Below are 16750 nucleotides of genomic sequence, written 5' to 3'. Positions count from 1 at the left end.
CTGCGCTTAATCGTCAAGCAAGATGCGGGCGGCGTTGCCTTCGGCATCATCATATTGGTCGCTGCGGACTGTCCAGATAAACGCAGCCAGACCAATACCACCCAAAATAAGCGAGACAGGGATCAAGATCACCAGAACATTCATTTTGCAAACCTTATCCGTTGGGCGTTCAAAAGCACTGTAATGGAAGATGCTGACATTGCCAAAGCGGCGGCCAGCGGGGTCGCATATCCGGCCAAGGCAATCGGGATCGCGATGCTGTTGTAAAGTGCGGCAATAGCGAAGTTCTGTTTCGACAATGTCCGGGCAAGCCGGGCGATCCGCAGCAGCAAGGGCAGTTCGGCAAAACTGTCACGCAGGATCACAATGTCAGAGGCGCTGCGCGACGCTTCCAGCGCCGAGGCAGGCGCAATCGAGGCATGTGCGGCGGCCAAAGCGGCAGCATCGTTCAGACCATCACCGACCATCAGCACATGCTCACCCTGATCGGTGAGTTGATGCAGATAGTTCAGCTTGGCCTCTGGCCGCACATCAGCTGTGACAGGAATGGCAAGTTGCGCTGCAAATCGCTGCGCGGGCTTTGCCGCGTCGCCAGTGACGATTTCGCAAGGCATGTTCAGCCCATCCAGCGCTTCTTTGACGCCATCGCGCAGCACTTCGTGGGCGTGCGTCGCTTTTGCGGGCTGATCACCGATCTGCAGGCCCAAGGCGTCAAAATCCGCACCCAGCCAGTGACCCCGCCCCAGACGTACAGTTTGCCCTTGCCAATGGCCGGCCACACCTTGCCCAGCGATTTCTTCGATATCCGTAACCGGCGCCGGACCAATCTCTGCCAGCGTTGCGTTCAACGCCTGCGACAAAGGATGGTGCGACGCCTGCGCCAAGGCTTTCGCCACAGATTTCTCGACCGCAGAGAAGCTCTCGGACAGGGCCACAGATGGCTGGCTGAGTGTGCCGGTCTTGTCAAAGACAACGCGGGTGATCTCTGACAAACGTTCAAGCGCGGTGGCGTGTTTGACAAGATATCCCATGCCAAACAAACGGCTGATCGCCGCTGTTGAAACCGCAGGCACAGCCAGCCCAAGCGCACAGGGGCAGGTGATGATCAGAACCGCAATCGCCACATTCAACGCATGACGGACATCACCGCTGGCGATGACCCATCCGGCAAAGGCCAACAGCGCCAGAAGATGCACGGCAGGTGCATAAATTGCCGCCGCTTTATCGGCCAATGCGGTATAGCTGTTGCGGCTGTTTTCAGCGGTTTCCACCATCCGCGCCATGCGGCGCAGTGTTGTGTCGTCACCCACAGCAGTTGCCCGCACTGTCAAAGGGGCGGCAACGTTAATCTCACCCGCTTGCAAAATGGCGTCGGCGGCAAGTTCCACCGCAGCAGATTCACCGGTTAAGAATGACCGATCCATCAGGGCGTTTTGCGACAGCAGGATGCCATCAACAGGCACGCGCCCGCCGGTGGGAACAAGAATCTGATCGCCAATCCCAAGCTCTGCAACAGGGGTCTTTTGCGTCCCCTTGGATGTTACCCGATGGGCCATTTGCACTTCGAGGGCTGTCAGTTCCTTCGCGGCAGAGCGGGCTGCACTGCGAGTGCGGTGATCCATGTAGCGCCCGATGAGCAGGAAGAACGTTAACGAAAGTGCGGCATCAAAATAGGCGTCCTCGCCGCTGTTGAGGGTCTCAAACAGGGACATGCCCGCAGCCAGAATGATCGCCAGCGAAATCGGCACATCCATGTTCAGCCGCCGGGCGCGCAAGGCCGTCCATGCATTGCGAAAGAAAGGTTGGGCGGAATAGGCCACAACAGGCAGTGCAATCGCCGCTGAAATCAGATGAAACAAATCGCGTGTTGCATCCGTGGCCCCCGACCAGACCGCAACCGACAACAGCATTACATTCATCATCGCAAAGCCAGCCACAGCCATGCGCATCAGCAGATCGCGCCCCACCGCGTCATGGGCGTTGTTGAGTGCTTCAAGATCAAGCGGGTAGGCTTCATACCCCAAAGTGCCAAGCGTCGCGGTGATATGCTCCGGATTAACCGGCCCGGTCACCGAAAGCCGTTTGAGCGACAGGTTCACCCGCGCATTCTGCACGCCCTGCACCTTTGCCAGCCCACGCTCGATCTTGCCAATGCAGGCCGCACAATGGATGCCGGGCAATGAAAATTGCAGGGCAGGGCCCAAATCAAGCTCTTCCGCTGTGGGGATAGCGACGCAGGCAGGGCAGGCGGCTGTCATTGAGTGCCCCGGACAATGATCCGTTGCTGGAACAATGTGCCATCGGCCGCGCGCGCCTTCAGGCGCAGGTTCCAATTGCCTTCGCCTGCCACGACCTGCGCACGCAGGGCTTGGCCGTCAAAAACGAACTGGGGTGTCTCATCAAAGGCTACGTTTGTTGCGCGCCCAAACGTGGCGCTTTCGATTTCGGGGTCAATTGGGACGCCATTTTCGAGAATGGTCAGGATCAGCTCGTGATCGAACAATTCCGCCGTAACATCCCAGCCAAGCGCCAGCTGCGCTGCGCGATCTGCATCAAACGACTGACTGGCCACATAAGAGTTACGGACTTCCAACCCCGGAAACGTCGCTACAGCCTGAAACGCCAGTGTCAGGTTCACCGCGATGATGATCCCAAATGCCCCGCTGAAACCTGCAAAGACATGCCATCCTTTGATTTCGGTCATTGGCTTTCCCTTCCGTTAAAGATCGTATCCCAACTTGCCTTATCGCCACTGTCGAGGTCTTCGACCCACAGGCGCAGTGGTGTGCTATTGCGTGACGCCGCAGCGTCCTGCGGGCGGGCGGTGACATAGACCCGTTGCAGGATGGTCTCATTCGCGGGCACTTCGATCGCAAGCTCGCGGTTGGAGCCTTCAAGCTCGATCCGCAGGATGTCATCGCTGGTCAGGCTCAGGTGGAACTGGCGATCATCGCCCAATTTGTTGCGCAACCGCACAACATAGATATTGCGAATAGAGCCGTCTGATTGCAGCACAAACGTCGGATTGCGTACCGGGCTGACCGTCAGTTCAATGTCGCTACGGATAAACAGCGCATAGACAAGGCCAAGACCAATGGCCGCCCACATCGCCGTATAAATAATGGTCCGCAGGCGCAGCACATGTTGCCACAACGGCCGTGGTTGGGCACCTGCGCGCTCGGCTTCTTCATCTGACAGCGCCAGATAGTCAATCAATCCACGCGGTTTGCCGATACGCTCCATCACGTCGTCGCAGGCATCAATGCACAAGGCGCATGTGATACACTCCATCTGCTGGCCATCACGAATGTCGATACCCATCGGGCAGACATTCACGCAGGCCATGCAATCAATGCAGTCGCCGGTCGAGGCATCACGCTTCTTGCCGCGCGGCTCTCCGCGCCAGTCGCGGTAGGCAACTGTGATCGTGTCGGGGTCCATCATAGCCGCCTGGATACGGGGCCAAGGGCACATGTAGATGCAAACCTGTTCGCGCATGAAGCCACCAAAGACAAAAGTCGTCAGGGTCAGGATGGCAATCGTGACATAGGCCGCAGGGTGGGCCGACAGGGTGAAGATATCGCGGAAAAGTGTTGGTGCATCGGCAAAATAGAACACCCAGGCACCACCCGTCGCCATGGCAATCACCAGCCAGACCGTCCATTTTGTGATGCGCAGCCGCCATTTTCGCGCCGACCACTTGCCGTTCCAGAGGCGAACGCGTGCGTTTCTGTCGCCTTCGATCCACCGTTCAACAAGGATAAAAAGGTCGGTCCAGACGGTTTGCGGACAGGTATAGCCGCACCAGACCCGGCCCAGCGCCGAAGTAAACAGGAACAACCCAAGCCCCGCCATGATCAGCAGGCCCGCGACAAAGTAGAATTCGTGTGACCAGATCTCGATCCAGAAGAAATAGAAACGGCGGTTGGTCATATCGACCAACACCGCTTGATCGGGCAGGTTCGGGCCGCGATCCCAGCGGATCCAGGGCGTCAGATAGTAGATGCCCAGCGTCACGGCCATGATCCACCACTTGAACGTCCGGTAGAACCCTTTCACCTTACGGGGAAAGACCGGTTCTTGTGCAGCATAAAGAGAAGGCGCTGGTTCGTGAGCCATTGTGCTAGTTTTCCTGTTCGCGACTGCACGCTACCGCGCGCGTGCCGGAAATGCCTTGATCTGTGTCAAGAAATCCCGGAACGACATGTTTTGCGAACAGGGTCGTTCCGGGACCCTAGGTCAGCCCTGAGTGGTGGGCAAACCTATGCGATTATTCACCGCCACCCAAAGCGTGAACATAGGCGGACACTGCGCGCACGTCCTCGTCGCTCAGGCGTTGGCCCCATGCGGGCATGACACCAAATCGGGCGTTCTCGATGCTGTAGGCCAGCGTGTCGCGGTCCCCACCATAAAGCCAGATGGCATCCGCGAGGTTTGGCGCTCCAATCGCCCGGTCGCCCATCGCCGCGTCGCCATGGCAGGCCGCACAATTGTCGAGGAACAGGACGGCGCCTTCTTCGGCAAGCGTGGCGTCAAATTCGGGTGATGCCAGCGACACCAGGTATTCGACGGTCGCTGTGGTTTCTTCCCTTGTGAAGATGTCACCGAAGGCAGGCATCTGCGACCAATGGGCGTCTGGATCGGTCTCATTGCGAATACCGTGGGTGACGGAATAGACAATCTGTTCCATCTCGCCGCCCCAAAGCCAGTCATCATCCAGAAGGTTGGGGTAACCCACCGCACCCGCCGCACCAGAGCCGTGACATTGCGAACACTGCGCGCGGAAGACAGCACCACCACGTGCGACGGCATAGCGGTTCAGATCCGCATTTTCCGGCAAGGCCGCCATGTCTGCTTCCAGCAACGCAGCCACTAGATTGGCGTTCTGCCCATCATGTGCAGCAATGTCGTTGGCCACATTTTCGCGGGTTGACCAGCCCATAACACCGGCGGTGGCACCCGATACCATAGGCCATGCAGGGTAGGCGATGGTATAGCCGATGCCCCAGATGATCGTCAGATAGAGGGTCCAAAGCCACCAGCGCGGCAGAGGGTTGTTCAGCTCTTCAATGCCGTCCCAGGAATGGCCTGTGGTCTCGACACCGGTTTCTTCGTCAACTTTGCGGTCAGCCATTGCTTTGCCCTTTCTGATCAACGGGCCGAGTGTCGGTCTGATCGTGATTGCGGAATGGGATCATGCTGGCGTCCTTGCGTGCGGCATTCTGGCTGGGCAGGAAGGCCCAGATGCCAACGCCCACAAAGAACGTAAACATCGCCAAAAGCACCCAGCTATCCGCGATTTGCCTCAGGAGTGAATAAGTATCCATGTCCATGCCTCCTATCGGCTTGCATCAGGTGTGAAGGTTGAAAAATCGACCATGGTTCCAAGGACCTGCAAATAGGCAATCAGGGCATCCATTTCGGTCAGTTCCGGCTGGCCATCAAAGTTCGACACAGCCGCACCGGGATAGCGTTCAACCAGCCCGTCCCAATCGCCTTCGGGATCGGCCTGAATTCGAAAGTCAGCCTGAGCTTGGGCGATCTGCTCATCTGTGTAAGGCACGCCTACAAAACGGTGCGTCGACAGCAGTGCCTCGATATGTTCGCCGTCGATCTTTACATCAGCAAGGAAGGCATATTTTGGCATGATGCTTTCGGGCACCACAGATTGGGGATCCATCAGGTGATCCACATGCCAGGCGTCCGAATAGCGCCCGCCGACACGTGCCACATCCGGCCCCGTTCGTTTTGACCCCCATTGGTGCGGGTGATCATACTGCGACTCGGCAGCCAGTGAGTAGTGGCCATAGCGCTCTACCTCGTCGCGCATAGGTCGGATCATCTGGCTGTGGCAGACATAGCAGCCCTCGCGGATGTAGATGTCTCGTCCCGTCAGCTCTAATGGAGAGTAGGGGCGCACACCTTCAACATCTTCGATGGTGTTTTCGAGCCAGAACAATGGTGCGATTTCGACGATCCCGCCGACAGTCACAACCAGCAATGAGGCGGTCAAAAGCAGCGTCGGGCTTTTTTCCAGGATCGCGTGTTTATCAAGAAATGCCATGATCCGGTCCTTATTCAGCAGGTGTTGCGTAAGGCAGAGTGGCCGTCGCGGGTTTTGCCCCGCGAATGGTCATCCACATGTTCCAGACCATGACCAGCGCACCAGAGAGGAACAGAACGCCCCCAAGTCCGCGGACCACATACATGGGGAACTTGGCACTGACGGTGTCAGCGAAAGAGTTCACCAAGAAGCCCTGGTCGTCGACTTCGCGCCACATCAGGCCTTCCATGATGCCCGTGACCCACATGGACGCCGCGTAGAGTACGATACCCAATGTGGCGAGCCAGAAGTGCCAGTTGATCGCCGACATTGAATACATCTGTTTACGACCCCAAAGCTTGGGCGTAAGGAAGTAGATGCAGGCGAAGGTGATCATGCCATTCCAGCCAAGCGCACCGGAATGTACGTGCCCGATGGTCCAGTCTGTATAGTGTGACAGGCTGTTGACCGCGCGGATCGACATCATCGGACCTTCAAATGTGGACATGCCGTAGAAACCCAGCGACAGCACAAACATGCGCATGATCGGGTCGGTGCGCAGTTTGTCCCATGCACCTTGCAGCGTCATCAGGCCGTTGATCATCCCGCCCCAGCTTGGCATCCACAGGATGATCGAAAAGACCATACCAAGGGTCGATGCCCAGTCAGGCAGTGCTGTGTAGTGCAAATGGTGCGGTCCCGCCCAGATATAGAGGAAAATCAGCGCCCAGAAGTGAATGATCGACAGCTTGTAGGAATAAACCGGACGGTCTGCTTGCTTGGGCACGAAATAGTACATCATCCCCAGGAAACCCGCCGTCAGGAAAAAGCCCACAGCGTTGTGGCCGTACCACCACTGCGTCATTGCATCCTGCACGCCAGAGAAGACCTGCACGGATTTAGAGCCCCAGAAGCTGACAGGGACCGACAGGTTGTTGATCAAATGCAGCATGGCGACGGTGACGATGAAGCTTAAGAAGAACCAGTTGGCGACATAAATGTGCCGCTCGCGGCGCATATAGATCGTGCCAAGAAAAACAGCGAGGTAGGCCAGCCAGACGATTGTCAGCCAGATATCCACATACCACTCAGGCTCTGCGTATTCTTTGGATTGGGTTGCGCCAAGTAAGTAACCTGTCGCGGCCAGCACGATGAACAACTGATAGCCCCAGAAAACAAACCATGCAGCGTTACCGCCCCAGAGCTTCACGCCGCTGGTACGCTGCACCACATAAAACGACGTGGCGATCAGGGCGTTGCCCCCAAATGCAAAAATGACCGCACTTGTGTGCAGCGGTCTAAGACGCCCGAAGTTGGTAAATGGCTGCCCCCAATCGAAGTTGAGTTCAGGAAACGCCAGTTGGAAGGCGATGAATGTGCCCACCAGAAATCCCGCGATACCCCAAAACGCCGTGGCGATCACGCCTGCACGGATCACACCGTCGGAATAAACTCCGTCTTGTGGTACAGGTTTGGGTTCGTCGGTGCGACGTAAGACCCAGATAAACATACCAAATGCGATCACCATGATCAGCATTGCATGAATCTGATATGCCAGATCATGTGCCCAGCTTGCAGCCATCGCAGCCACAAGGGTCACGATTCCCAAGAGAACGAGTTTTATATAGTCCATAGTGCCCTCACAGTTACCCGAGCACCATCAAAGACGCTCCTGTTCGCAAGAGCGTTCTAGGAGAAGGTCAGTTCGGCTGCTTTGATCCAAGTCAAACCAGCGGGGAAATCGACGTGGGGTGTGGTCTAGACGATCATGCCGCCGTCTGCGTCATCGCCAGTCGCTTCGCGCAGGGCGATGATGTCCACGACATCAAGCTCACGACGGCCCGAGAAGGCAATGATACCGTCCTTTTTCAAGGCATTCAGTTGACGACTGACGGTTTCCAGGGTCAGCCCAAGAAAGTTCGCGATCTGGTCGCGGGTCATCGGCATATCAAGCCGGACATGCCCGTTGGTGTGCTCAAGAACTGCGCGGCTTGCCAGCAGATCAAGGAATGTCGCGATTTTCTCACGGGCGGTTTTTCGGCCTAGCAGAATCATCCAGCCACGCGCCGCGTCAAGCTCATCCAGCGCCAGTTCCATCAGGCGTTGGGCCACATGGGGTGTGTCGTCGATCAATTTTTCAAACGAAAGACGCTCAAAACGGCACAGGGTAACATCGGTTGTCGCGGTGACATCAAATTCGACCTGCGTTCGGCCGGGGCGACCGATAAAGTCAGATGGCAAAAGCAACCCCACCATCTGTGTGCGTCCGTCCTCAAGTGTTTTCGACAGGTTCGCGATGCCAGACACAACAGAGGCCACAAACTCAAGCGGCTCGCCCCGCCACAGGATGATATCGCCGGCCTTGTAGCTTCGGTAAGATTTCATCGCTTCTAGGCGCAAAAGCTCGTCACCATCACACCGCGAACAAACCGCGCGATGCCGGATCGGGCATTCGCTGCATTTCACTGGCGTGAGGTCAATTTTTTGCATGTTGATCTGTGTCAAAGTTTCTAGCCCTCCTGGCAGGGTAAACGGACTTATGGAAGATTACGACACCCTTTCGCGGCACGGCTTGTTTGACGCCAAAGTGCCGCGCTACACCAGCTATCCGCCTGCCAATCATTTCCAAAGTGACGTTGGCATGCGGTTTCAGACAGAATGGCTGTCGCATGTTCGCCATGATGAGGCAGTGTCGATCTACATTCACATTCCTTTTTGCAAACGGCTTTGCTGGTTTTGTGCCTGCCGCACACAAGGCACAGTCACGATGCGACCCGTTGACGCATATGTCGCTACGCTGAACAAAGAGATTGCAGCAATGCGGGCATCGCTGCCTAAGGGCATCACCATGGGGCGGCTGCATCTGGGCGGAGGGACGCCCACGATCTTGTCGCCCCAAACCATGACGTCATTGCTGGAAACGGTCTTTGGCGCGTTCTCGCCAGCGGCAGATTTTGAGTTGTCGGTCGAGATTGACCCAACCGAAGCGTCAGAGCCGTTGTTGGAAACCCTGATTGCGTTCGGGATGAACCGCGCCAGCATTGGCGTGCAGGATTTCGCCACGCAAGTCCAAGACGCCATTGGCCGCCCGCAAACCCTTGCTCAGACCACACGTGTCGTCCAATTCCTACGGGCGCGGGGGCTGACGGCCATCAATCTTGACTTGCTCTATGGGCTTCCCTTCCAAACTGAGGCGAGCTTTCGTGAAACCCTCGCTCATGTCATCGCAATGAACCCTGACCGGCTGGCGATCTATGGCTATGCCCATGTGCCGTGGATGTCGAAACGGCAGGTGATGATCAAATCTGAAACGCTGCCGGACACGCAGCAGCGCTTCCATTTGGCGACGATCGCTAAGGACGTGCTGACCGCATCAGGATTTCATGCCATCGGGATCGACCACTTCGCCAAGGACACCGACAGTCTTTATCGCACAGCACAAGCAGGGCAACTGCGGCGCAACTTCCAAGGCTACACCGATGATCAAAGTGAAACGCTCCTCGGCTTTGGTGCCTCGGCGATTTCGCATTTCCGCGACGGCTATCTGCAAAATGCCGTCGCTACTTCCGCCTATCAGGAACGCATCGCCGAGACCGGGCTTGCCGGGCACAAAGGCTATACGATGACTGCCTCTGACCAGTTGGTCGCAGCAATGATCGAAGCCTTGATGTGCCGTTTTGTTTTTCCAACAGGAGAATTGCAAGACCGCTTCCCCACACAAGCCGAGCTGATCCGACAGACAGCCGAGGGGCTGATGTCGCATTTTACCGATGTCTTCAACCTGAACGCCAAGGGGTTAGAAATCCTCCCCAGATTTGAGCCTTTGACGCGCATCATCGCGAAATACATTGACCATTTCGCAAGTGAAGACGTCGGACACGCAGCCGCCATCTAAAGGGGTATCGCCCTTTCGATGGCGCTGCGACATGTGCATTGACCTGCCCCCCACGCGTCCCTCATGCATAATGCAATAACAAATGACGGAAGGGCACGGATGCGGCTGAACCTCAAACAACTTGAAGCCTTTGTCTGGGTTGTTGACCTGCAAAGTTTCCGGCGCGCCGCAGAGCGGCTGAATACAACGCAGCCCAATATTTCTGCGCGTATTGCCGGGCTTGAACAAGCGCTGGGCGTCACCTTGATGACGCGCGATGCGGGGTCGGTCAGGCTGACAGGCAAGGGGCAAGAGTTGCTCGCCCATGCGCGCCGCGTCCTGCAGGCCACGGATGATCTGGTCACAGCCGCAGATCAAAAAAGCCTGATCGAAGGGACGCTGCGTTTGGGCGTCACCGAGATGATCGTGCATACATGGCTGCATGAATACCTGCGCAACCTCAAGCGTGAGTACCCCGGCCTGATGGTTGAGTTGACCGTCGATTTCTCGGTCGATCTGGAAAAGCGGCTGGGAGAGCGCGCGCTTGATCTCGCTTTGCAAAACGAACCCTTTAGTCGCTTAGCGACCGGGCAGCTGAAGATCGGGGCCTATCCGGTGATTTGGGTCGCATCGCCCGCTCTTGGCCTTTCCGGCAGGCAAACCCTTGAGAGCCTTGCCGCGCAACCGATCCTGACACATGCACGCGACACGCGGCTTTATGAAGAAATCGCAGCGCATTTTGGCCCACGCCGCGATTTGGCCCCGCGCTTGGTGCCCTCGAGCAATCTGGCTGCAAGTCAGATCATGGCCATTGACGGCATGGGAATTGCCGCATTGCCCGCCGCGATGGTGGCTAGTGACCTCAGCGAGGGGCGATTGATCCAGCTTTCCTATGACTGGGCGCCAGAGCCGTTGGATTTCTATGCAAGATTTGACGCGGAGCGGTCTTCACAGGCCGTGGCCGACGCCGCTGAAATCGCCGTCACAACTGCAATGGCCTTTAATCACTAAATTTGATTGAATATATAGAATATAGTAATTGGAATTGATCTATTGCCTGCTCTAGGCTGCCCTCCAAGCACATGAGGGTGGTGGGCATGAGAAACGATATTCGGATGGGCGTTGATATCGGGGGCACGTTTACGGACGTTGTTCTTGAGGTTGGCAAGGATCAGTTTTCAACGAAAGTGCTGACAACCTACGCCGCCCCCGAAAACGCGATTATTGACGGAATGCATCAGGTCTGCGCCAAGGCAGGGATCAGCCCTGACCAGATCGCCCAGATCATTCATGGCACAACATTGGCCACCAATGCCCTGATCGAACGGCGCGGCGCCAAAACCGCGTTGATCACAACCGACGGCTTTCGTGATGTCATCGAGATGCGCACCGAAAGCCGGTTTGAACAATACGACCTGAACCTGCAACTGCCTGAACCGCTGTTGCCGCGTCAGCATCGTTTCACCTTGAAAGAGCGGGTGGATGCGCAGGGCAACGTGTTGATCGCTCTGGACCGTGCCGAGATTGAGGCACTTGCGGATCGCATCACGTCCTATGGTTTTGAGAGTGTCGCAATTGGCCTGATCCATGCCTACCTCAATGACAGCCACGAACAGATGATCCGCGATGTGCTGGCCGAGAGAATGCCCGGTGTGATGATCTCATTATCGTCTGAAGTATCGCCGCAGATGCGCGAATACGAACGCTTCAACACGACCGTGGCGAACGCCTATATCAAGCCGCTGATGAAATCCTATTTGGGTCGCCTTGAAGGGCGGCTTGCGGACGAAGGCGCTGCCTGCCCGATTTTCCTGATGCATTCCGGCGGTGGCATCATCAGCCTTGAAAGTGCTGCAGATTTTCCGGTGCGTCTGGTTGAATCCGGCCCGGCAGGCGGTGCTGTGTTCGCCGCGAATATCGCCGCGCGCTATGATCTGGAAAAGGTGCTATCTTTCGACATGGGAGGCACAACCGCTAAGATATGCCTCATCAAAAACCAAACCCCCAAGACCGCGCGCGTGTTCGAAGTTGCCCGGACCTATCGCTTCAAAAAGGGCTCTGGCATGCCCATCTCGATCCCTGTCATCGACATGGTCGAGATCGGGGCAGGGGGCGGTAGCCTAGCCCATGTCGATGCCATGCGTCAGATCCGCGTCGGGCCAGAAAGTGCTGGATCAGAACCGGGTCCGGCTTGCTACGGTCGTGGTGGCGAACGCCCGGCGGTGACAGACGCGGACCTGACCTTGGGCAAGTTGGACCCGGATAACTTTGCCGGTGGGTCGATCAAATTGCACAGCGACGCGTCAGCCAAGGCACTGACCGCGCTGGGTGAACCGCTGGACATGGATGCACAGACGGCCGCCTTTGGGCTGGCAGAGGTGGTAGACGAAAACATGGCAAACGCCGCCCGTGTTCATGCGGTCGAGAATGGCGAAGACCTTGCCGATTACACCATGATTGCCTTTGGCGGTGCGGCACCGCTGCATGCCGGGCGTTTGTGCGAAAAGCTGGGTGTGGATCGTTTGCTGGTGCCAACTGGCGCGGGCGTTGGTTCCGCTATCGGGTTCCTGCGTGCGCCGTTTAGCTTTGAGGCGACCCGCAGCGTCTATATGAAGCTGTCGGACTTTGCGCCCGACACGGTGAAGGATTTGCTGAGTGAGCTGGAAACAGAGGCGACGGGCTTTGTGCGCACCTGCGACGATGCGGCACCCATCAAGGCCGAATATAAGGTCTATATGCGCTACACAGGGCAGGGCTGGGAAATTCCCATCGCTCTGACGGCCGAACAGGCCGCCAATCCTGATGCAGCCACTTTTCAGGCGCTGTTTGAGACCGACTACACAACGCTCTTTGGGCGCACGGTCGCGGGCATGGACATCGAAATTACGGTCTGGGCGGTCAATTCCACGACCGAAGCAGCCAGGGCAGACACGCTCGGCGATACGCCGGTAGGGGCACCCGGTGCCATCGCATCCGAGCGCGCACTTTTTGATCCAGTGGCTGGGGCTGTCAGCGCCGCCGCCGTCGTTTTGCGCACCGCATTGAACCCCGGCGACACCGTCACAGGACCTGCCCTGATCACCGAAGATGAAACCACCATCGTTGTCCCAAACAGCCGCACCGCCATCGCCCGGCCCGACGGCACCATCGACATCACGGAGAAACGGTCATGAGCAAAATTGCCTATCAAGTCATGTGGAACCGCTTGATTTCGGTCGTGGAAGAGCAGGCGCAGGCGCTGGTACGCACCGCGTTCTCTACCTCTGTACGTGAAGCCGGGGACTTGTCTGCCGGGGTCTACAATGCCGAAGGGCTGATGCTGGCCCAAGCCGTCACGGGCACGCCCGGACACGTGAATGCGATGGCTGATGCCGTGGCGCATTTTATCCGCCGCATTGGGCGCGAGAACATCAACGAAGGTGACGTATATATCACCAACGACCCTTGGGAAGGCACCGGGCATCTGCATGACATCACCGTCGTCAGCCCGTCGTTTTTCAATGGCCACCACGTCGGTTTTTTTGCCTGCACGGCGCATGTCGTCGATATCGGCGGACGCGGGTTTGGAGCGGACGCAGCGAGCGTCTACGAAGAGGGCCTCTATATCCCGATAATGAAGTTTGCGGATCGCGGCACAGTGGACGAAACACTGATCCGTATCGTGCGCGGGAATGTGCGTGAGCCTGACCAGCTGGTGGGCGATATGTACGCGTTGGCGACCTGTAACGAGATTGGGCATCGCCGGTTAGTTGAGATGATGGATGAGTTCAAACTGACTGATCTTGAAGGCATCGGTGACTTCATCCTCGAAAACTCGCGTCGCGCGACGCTGGAGCGGATTGCCGCCTTACCCCGCGAAACTGCGACGGGGGCCATGCGCATCGATGGCTTCGCCACGCCGATTGATCTCAAGGTGAAACTGACCATCGAAAAGGATCGGATGCATTGCGATTTTGCCGGCACGTCGGGCCTCGACAAGAAAGGTATCAACGTACCGCTTGTCTATACAAAGGCCTATGCGTGTTATGCGCTCAAATGCGCCATCGCTCCGGAAATCCCGAACAATGCGGCATCTCTTGCGCCGTTTGAGGTGTCAGCGCCCGTCGATAGCATCGTCAACGCGGTTCACCCGGCCCCCGTCGCCCTGCGCCATGTCATCGGGCATATGATCCCCGATACGGTTTACGACGCGCTTGACAAAATTTTGCCTGCGACTGTGCCCGCCGAAGGGGCGGGCTGCCTGTGCAATTTCCAGGTCTCATTGCGCCCCGCACCGGGCAACAAAGGGCAGCGATCCGAGGTGCTGGCCTTCAACTCAGGTGGTGCGGGGGCACGCCCCACAGTTGACGGGTTGAACGCTACGGCCTTCCCCTCGGGTGTGATGACCATGCCGATTGAGGCTACAGAGCACACCGGCCCAGTCATCATCTGGCGCAAGGAACTGCGCCCTGACAGCGGCGGTGCCGGCGAGCATCGGGGCGGCCTGGGTCAATACATGGAAGTGGGGGCAACGACGGGCCACGAATTTGACTTCTCTGCCATGTTCGACCGCGTTGATCACCCCGCACGCGGGCGGCAGGGCGGGCAGGACGGCGCGCCAACAACCATCGCACAGGATGACGGCAGCCCGATGCGGGGCAAAGGAAAACAGCATGTGCCCGAAGGGCGCCGCGTGATGCTCGCCTTTCCCGGTGGTGCGGGCTATGGCGCAGCAGCGGACCGCGATCCAGAGCGTGTCAAACGTGATCTTGCACGGGGCTACATTTCTGCCAAAGCTGCATGCGATGAGTATGGGATGAGCATGGAGGCCGTGGAGGCGGTCCTTTCAGCCATCGCAAAGGGAGAGACGGCATGACGCAAGCACCAGCCAAGACCAGCTATGATGTCGTGATTGTTGGTGGGGCGATGTATGGATCATCGGTTGCATGGTTCCTGACGGACAACCCGGATTTCGACGGCTCCATTCTTGTGGTGGAACGCGACCCTACCTATGAATTCACGTCTACCTCGCACACGAATTCGTGCATGCGGCAACAATTCAGCCGTGAAATCAATGTGCGAGTTTCGCAATTTGCCGCCGATTTCGTAAAGAACTTTCGCGACTATATGGGCGGTGATCCGCGTGTGCCTGACTTAGCACTACAAAGCTACGGCTACATGTATCTTGCCGACAACGCTGATTTTGCCGCGACTTTGCGCGAAAGTCAGAAATTACAGGCCGCTTGTGGTGCTGGTACCAAGCATATGACGCGGGACGAGATCGCGCGCGACTACCCGTTCTATCATCTTGATGACATTGTCGCGGCCAACCACAACCTTATTGATGAAGGTTATTTTGACGGCAACACGCTCTTTGATTGGTGGAAACGCTCGGCCAAGGAACGCGGTGTCGAATACCTCACCAATGAGGTGATCGCGATGAACCGTAATGCTGCTGGGACACGGGTGGAAAGTGTGATCCTGAAGTCGGGTGAGGTTGTCAGCTGTGGTACTGTCGTCAACGCATCCGGGCCTCGTGCGGTGCTGACCAGCCGTATGGCCGGGATCGAGATCCCGGTTGAACCGCGCAAGCGCTACACGTTCATCTTTGAGGCCGAAAAGCCGCTCGACCGCCATCTGCCGCTGACTATCGACCCCTCCGGCGTACATATGCGCACCGATGGCACCTATTATCTAGCTGGCTGCCCACCGGATGAAGATCCGGCGGTGGACTATGATGACTTTGTGCAGGATCACAGCATATGGGAAAACAAGGTCTGGCCTGTGCTGGCCACTCGCATCCCGCAGTTCGAGGCGATCAAGCTGCGCAACTCATGGGCGGGACACTACGCCTACAACACCTTTGACCAAAACGCGATCTTGGGACCGCATGGCAAGGTCGAGAATTTCATCTTTGTGAATGGCTTTTCCGGCCACGGATTTCAGCAATCGCCCGCGATGGGACGCGGCACAGCAGAGTTGATCACCCACGGCGAATATCGCACGCTTGATCTGTCGCCCTTCGGCTATGACCGGATTCTGCGCGGCGAGAAATTCGTTGAAAAGGCTGTCATATGAAATACCCGCAAAACACCTTTCTTGAGGGGCTGCGCAGTGGTGCCGCACAAATCGGCTTTTGGGTCAGCCTTGCCAATAATCTGACGGCAGAGGTGGTAGCGACATCCGGTTTTGACTGGCTGCTGGTCGATATGGAACACGCCCCCGGCGATGTGGCCACGGTGATCGGCCAGTTACAGGCGATCGCACCGCATGGATCTGGCGTCATGGTGCGCGCACCTTGGAATGACGCGGTGATGGTCAAGCGGCTGCTGGATAGTGGTGCGCCCAACATCTTGTTTCCGATGGTGCAGTCCGTGGAAGAGGCAAAAGCCGCTGTTGCGGCCACGAAATACCCGCCAGCGGGCATCCGCGGCGTGGCTGGGTCCATCCGCGCCAGCCAATTTGGGCGGGTCGAAAACTACCACGCGCAGGCCAACGACAATATCGGGGTGATCATTCAGGCCGAAACGCAAGCCGCCGTCGCGCAGGCGGTTGAAATGGGATCGGTCGAAGGCGTCGATGGTATTTTCTTTGGCCCCGCCGATATCGGAGCTGACATGGGGCTTTTGGGGCAAACCCAGTCGCCGCAAGTGTGGGACGTGATCCGCGAGGCCGCGGTGAAACTAAAGGCGGCGGGCATTCCCGTTGGCACCTTATCGACCAACCCTGCGTTTGCAGCAGAGCTGATCAATGATGGGTTTGATTTTGTGGCCTGCGGGCTGGATTCAGATGTGCTGGCCAAAGGGTCAGACGCGCTGCTGGCACAAATGCGTGCGGCGACACGAAAGGACTAA

15 protein-coding genes are annotated in these 16750 nt (G+C 57.5%); 6 read left to right on the top strand and 9 right to left on the bottom strand.

Annotated features, from left to right (window positions below):
- Positions 1-6: 6 nt before the first annotated feature.
- From ccoS to fnrL, 9 genes are all read right to left on the bottom strand, one after another.
- Entirely contained in the window at positions 7-144 is a 138-nt protein-coding gene (ccoS, locus tag DHN10_RS15845) for a cbb3-type cytochrome oxidase assembly protein CcoS (RefSeq protein WP_108816312.1), read from the bottom strand.
- A complete protein-coding gene (locus DHN10_RS15840) occupies positions 141-2258 on the bottom strand; it encodes a heavy metal translocating P-type ATPase (RefSeq protein WP_108816311.1) in 2118 nt (705 codons plus the stop codon). The genes ccoS and DHN10_RS15840 overlap by 4 nt, the downstream gene beginning before the upstream one ends.
- A complete protein-coding gene (locus tag DHN10_RS15835; RefSeq protein WP_108816310.1) occupies positions 2255-2704 on the bottom strand; it encodes a FixH family protein in 450 nt (149 codons plus the stop codon). Before DHN10_RS15835 ends, DHN10_RS15840 begins: the two co-directional genes overlap by 4 nt.
- Complete coding sequence (gene ccoG / locus DHN10_RS15830; RefSeq protein ID WP_108816309.1) at positions 2701-4119, bottom strand: cytochrome c oxidase accessory protein CcoG; 1419 nt, start codon at positions 4117-4119, stop codon at positions 2701-2703. The genes DHN10_RS15835 and ccoG overlap by 4 nt, the downstream gene beginning before the upstream one ends.
- A gap of 151 nt (positions 4120-4270) precedes the next feature.
- Positions 4271-5134, bottom strand: coding sequence for a cytochrome-c oxidase, cbb3-type subunit III (gene ccoP / locus DHN10_RS15825; RefSeq protein ID WP_108816308.1), 864 nt, complete (start codon positions 5132-5134; stop codon positions 4271-4273).
- Positions 5127-5327, bottom strand: coding sequence for a cbb3-type cytochrome c oxidase subunit 3 (locus DHN10_RS15820; protein WP_108816357.1), 201 nt, complete (start codon positions 5325-5327; stop codon positions 5127-5129). Before DHN10_RS15820 ends, ccoP begins: the two co-directional genes overlap by 8 nt.
- An 11-nt stretch (positions 5328-5338) precedes the next feature.
- On the bottom strand, positions 5339-6064 hold the full coding sequence (gene ccoO / locus DHN10_RS15815) for a cytochrome-c oxidase, cbb3-type subunit II (protein WP_108816307.1): 726 nt from the start codon (positions 6062-6064) through the stop codon (positions 5339-5341).
- A gap of 10 nt (positions 6065-6074) precedes the next feature.
- Entirely contained in the window at positions 6075-7676 is a 1602-nt protein-coding gene (ccoN, locus tag DHN10_RS15810; RefSeq protein ID WP_108816306.1) for a cytochrome-c oxidase, cbb3-type subunit I, read from the bottom strand.
- 125 nt (positions 7677-7801) lie between these two features.
- Positions 7802-8533 (bottom strand): transcriptional regulator FnrL, encoded by a 732-nt coding sequence (fnrL, locus tag DHN10_RS15805; protein ID WP_108816305.1) that lies wholly within the window; start codon positions 8531-8533, stop codon positions 7802-7804.
- A gap of 49 nt (positions 8534-8582) precedes the next feature.
- On the opposite strand from fnrL, the gene hemN reads away from it, so the two are divergent.
- The 6 genes from hemN to DHN10_RS15775 all read left to right on the top strand — a co-directional run bounded on the left by hemN (position 8583) and on the right by DHN10_RS15775 (position 16750).
- Entirely contained in the window at positions 8583-9938 is a 1356-nt protein-coding gene (gene hemN / locus DHN10_RS15800) for an oxygen-independent coproporphyrinogen III oxidase (protein WP_108816304.1), read from the top strand.
- Between the two features lie 99 nt (positions 9939-10037).
- Positions 10038-10928, top strand: coding sequence for a LysR family transcriptional regulator (locus tag DHN10_RS15795; RefSeq protein ID WP_108816303.1), 891 nt, complete (start codon positions 10038-10040; stop codon positions 10926-10928).
- A gap of 86 nt (positions 10929-11014) precedes the next feature.
- A complete protein-coding gene (locus DHN10_RS15790) occupies positions 11015-13090 on the top strand; it encodes a hydantoinase/oxoprolinase family protein (RefSeq protein WP_108816302.1) in 2076 nt (691 codons plus the stop codon).
- Positions 13087-14772, top strand: coding sequence for a hydantoinase B/oxoprolinase family protein (locus tag DHN10_RS15785; protein WP_108816301.1), 1686 nt, complete (start codon positions 13087-13089; stop codon positions 14770-14772). Before DHN10_RS15790 ends, DHN10_RS15785 begins: the two co-directional genes overlap by 4 nt.
- Positions 14769-15974: an NAD(P)/FAD-dependent oxidoreductase gene (locus DHN10_RS15780; protein WP_108816300.1), complete on the top strand. Its 1206-nt coding sequence runs from the start codon at positions 14769-14771 to the stop codon at positions 15972-15974. Before DHN10_RS15785 ends, DHN10_RS15780 begins: the two co-directional genes overlap by 4 nt.
- Entirely contained in the window at positions 15971-16750 is a 780-nt protein-coding gene (locus tag DHN10_RS15775; protein ID WP_108816299.1) for an HpcH/HpaI aldolase family protein, read from the top strand. The genes DHN10_RS15780 and DHN10_RS15775 overlap by 4 nt, the downstream gene beginning before the upstream one ends.

Source organism: Loktanella sp. Alg231-35 (assembly GCF_900143545.1).
Classification (GTDB): domain Bacteria; phylum Pseudomonadota; class Alphaproteobacteria; order Rhodobacterales; family Rhodobacteraceae; genus Yoonia.
This window is presented reverse-complemented; position numbering and strand designations above follow the sequence as displayed.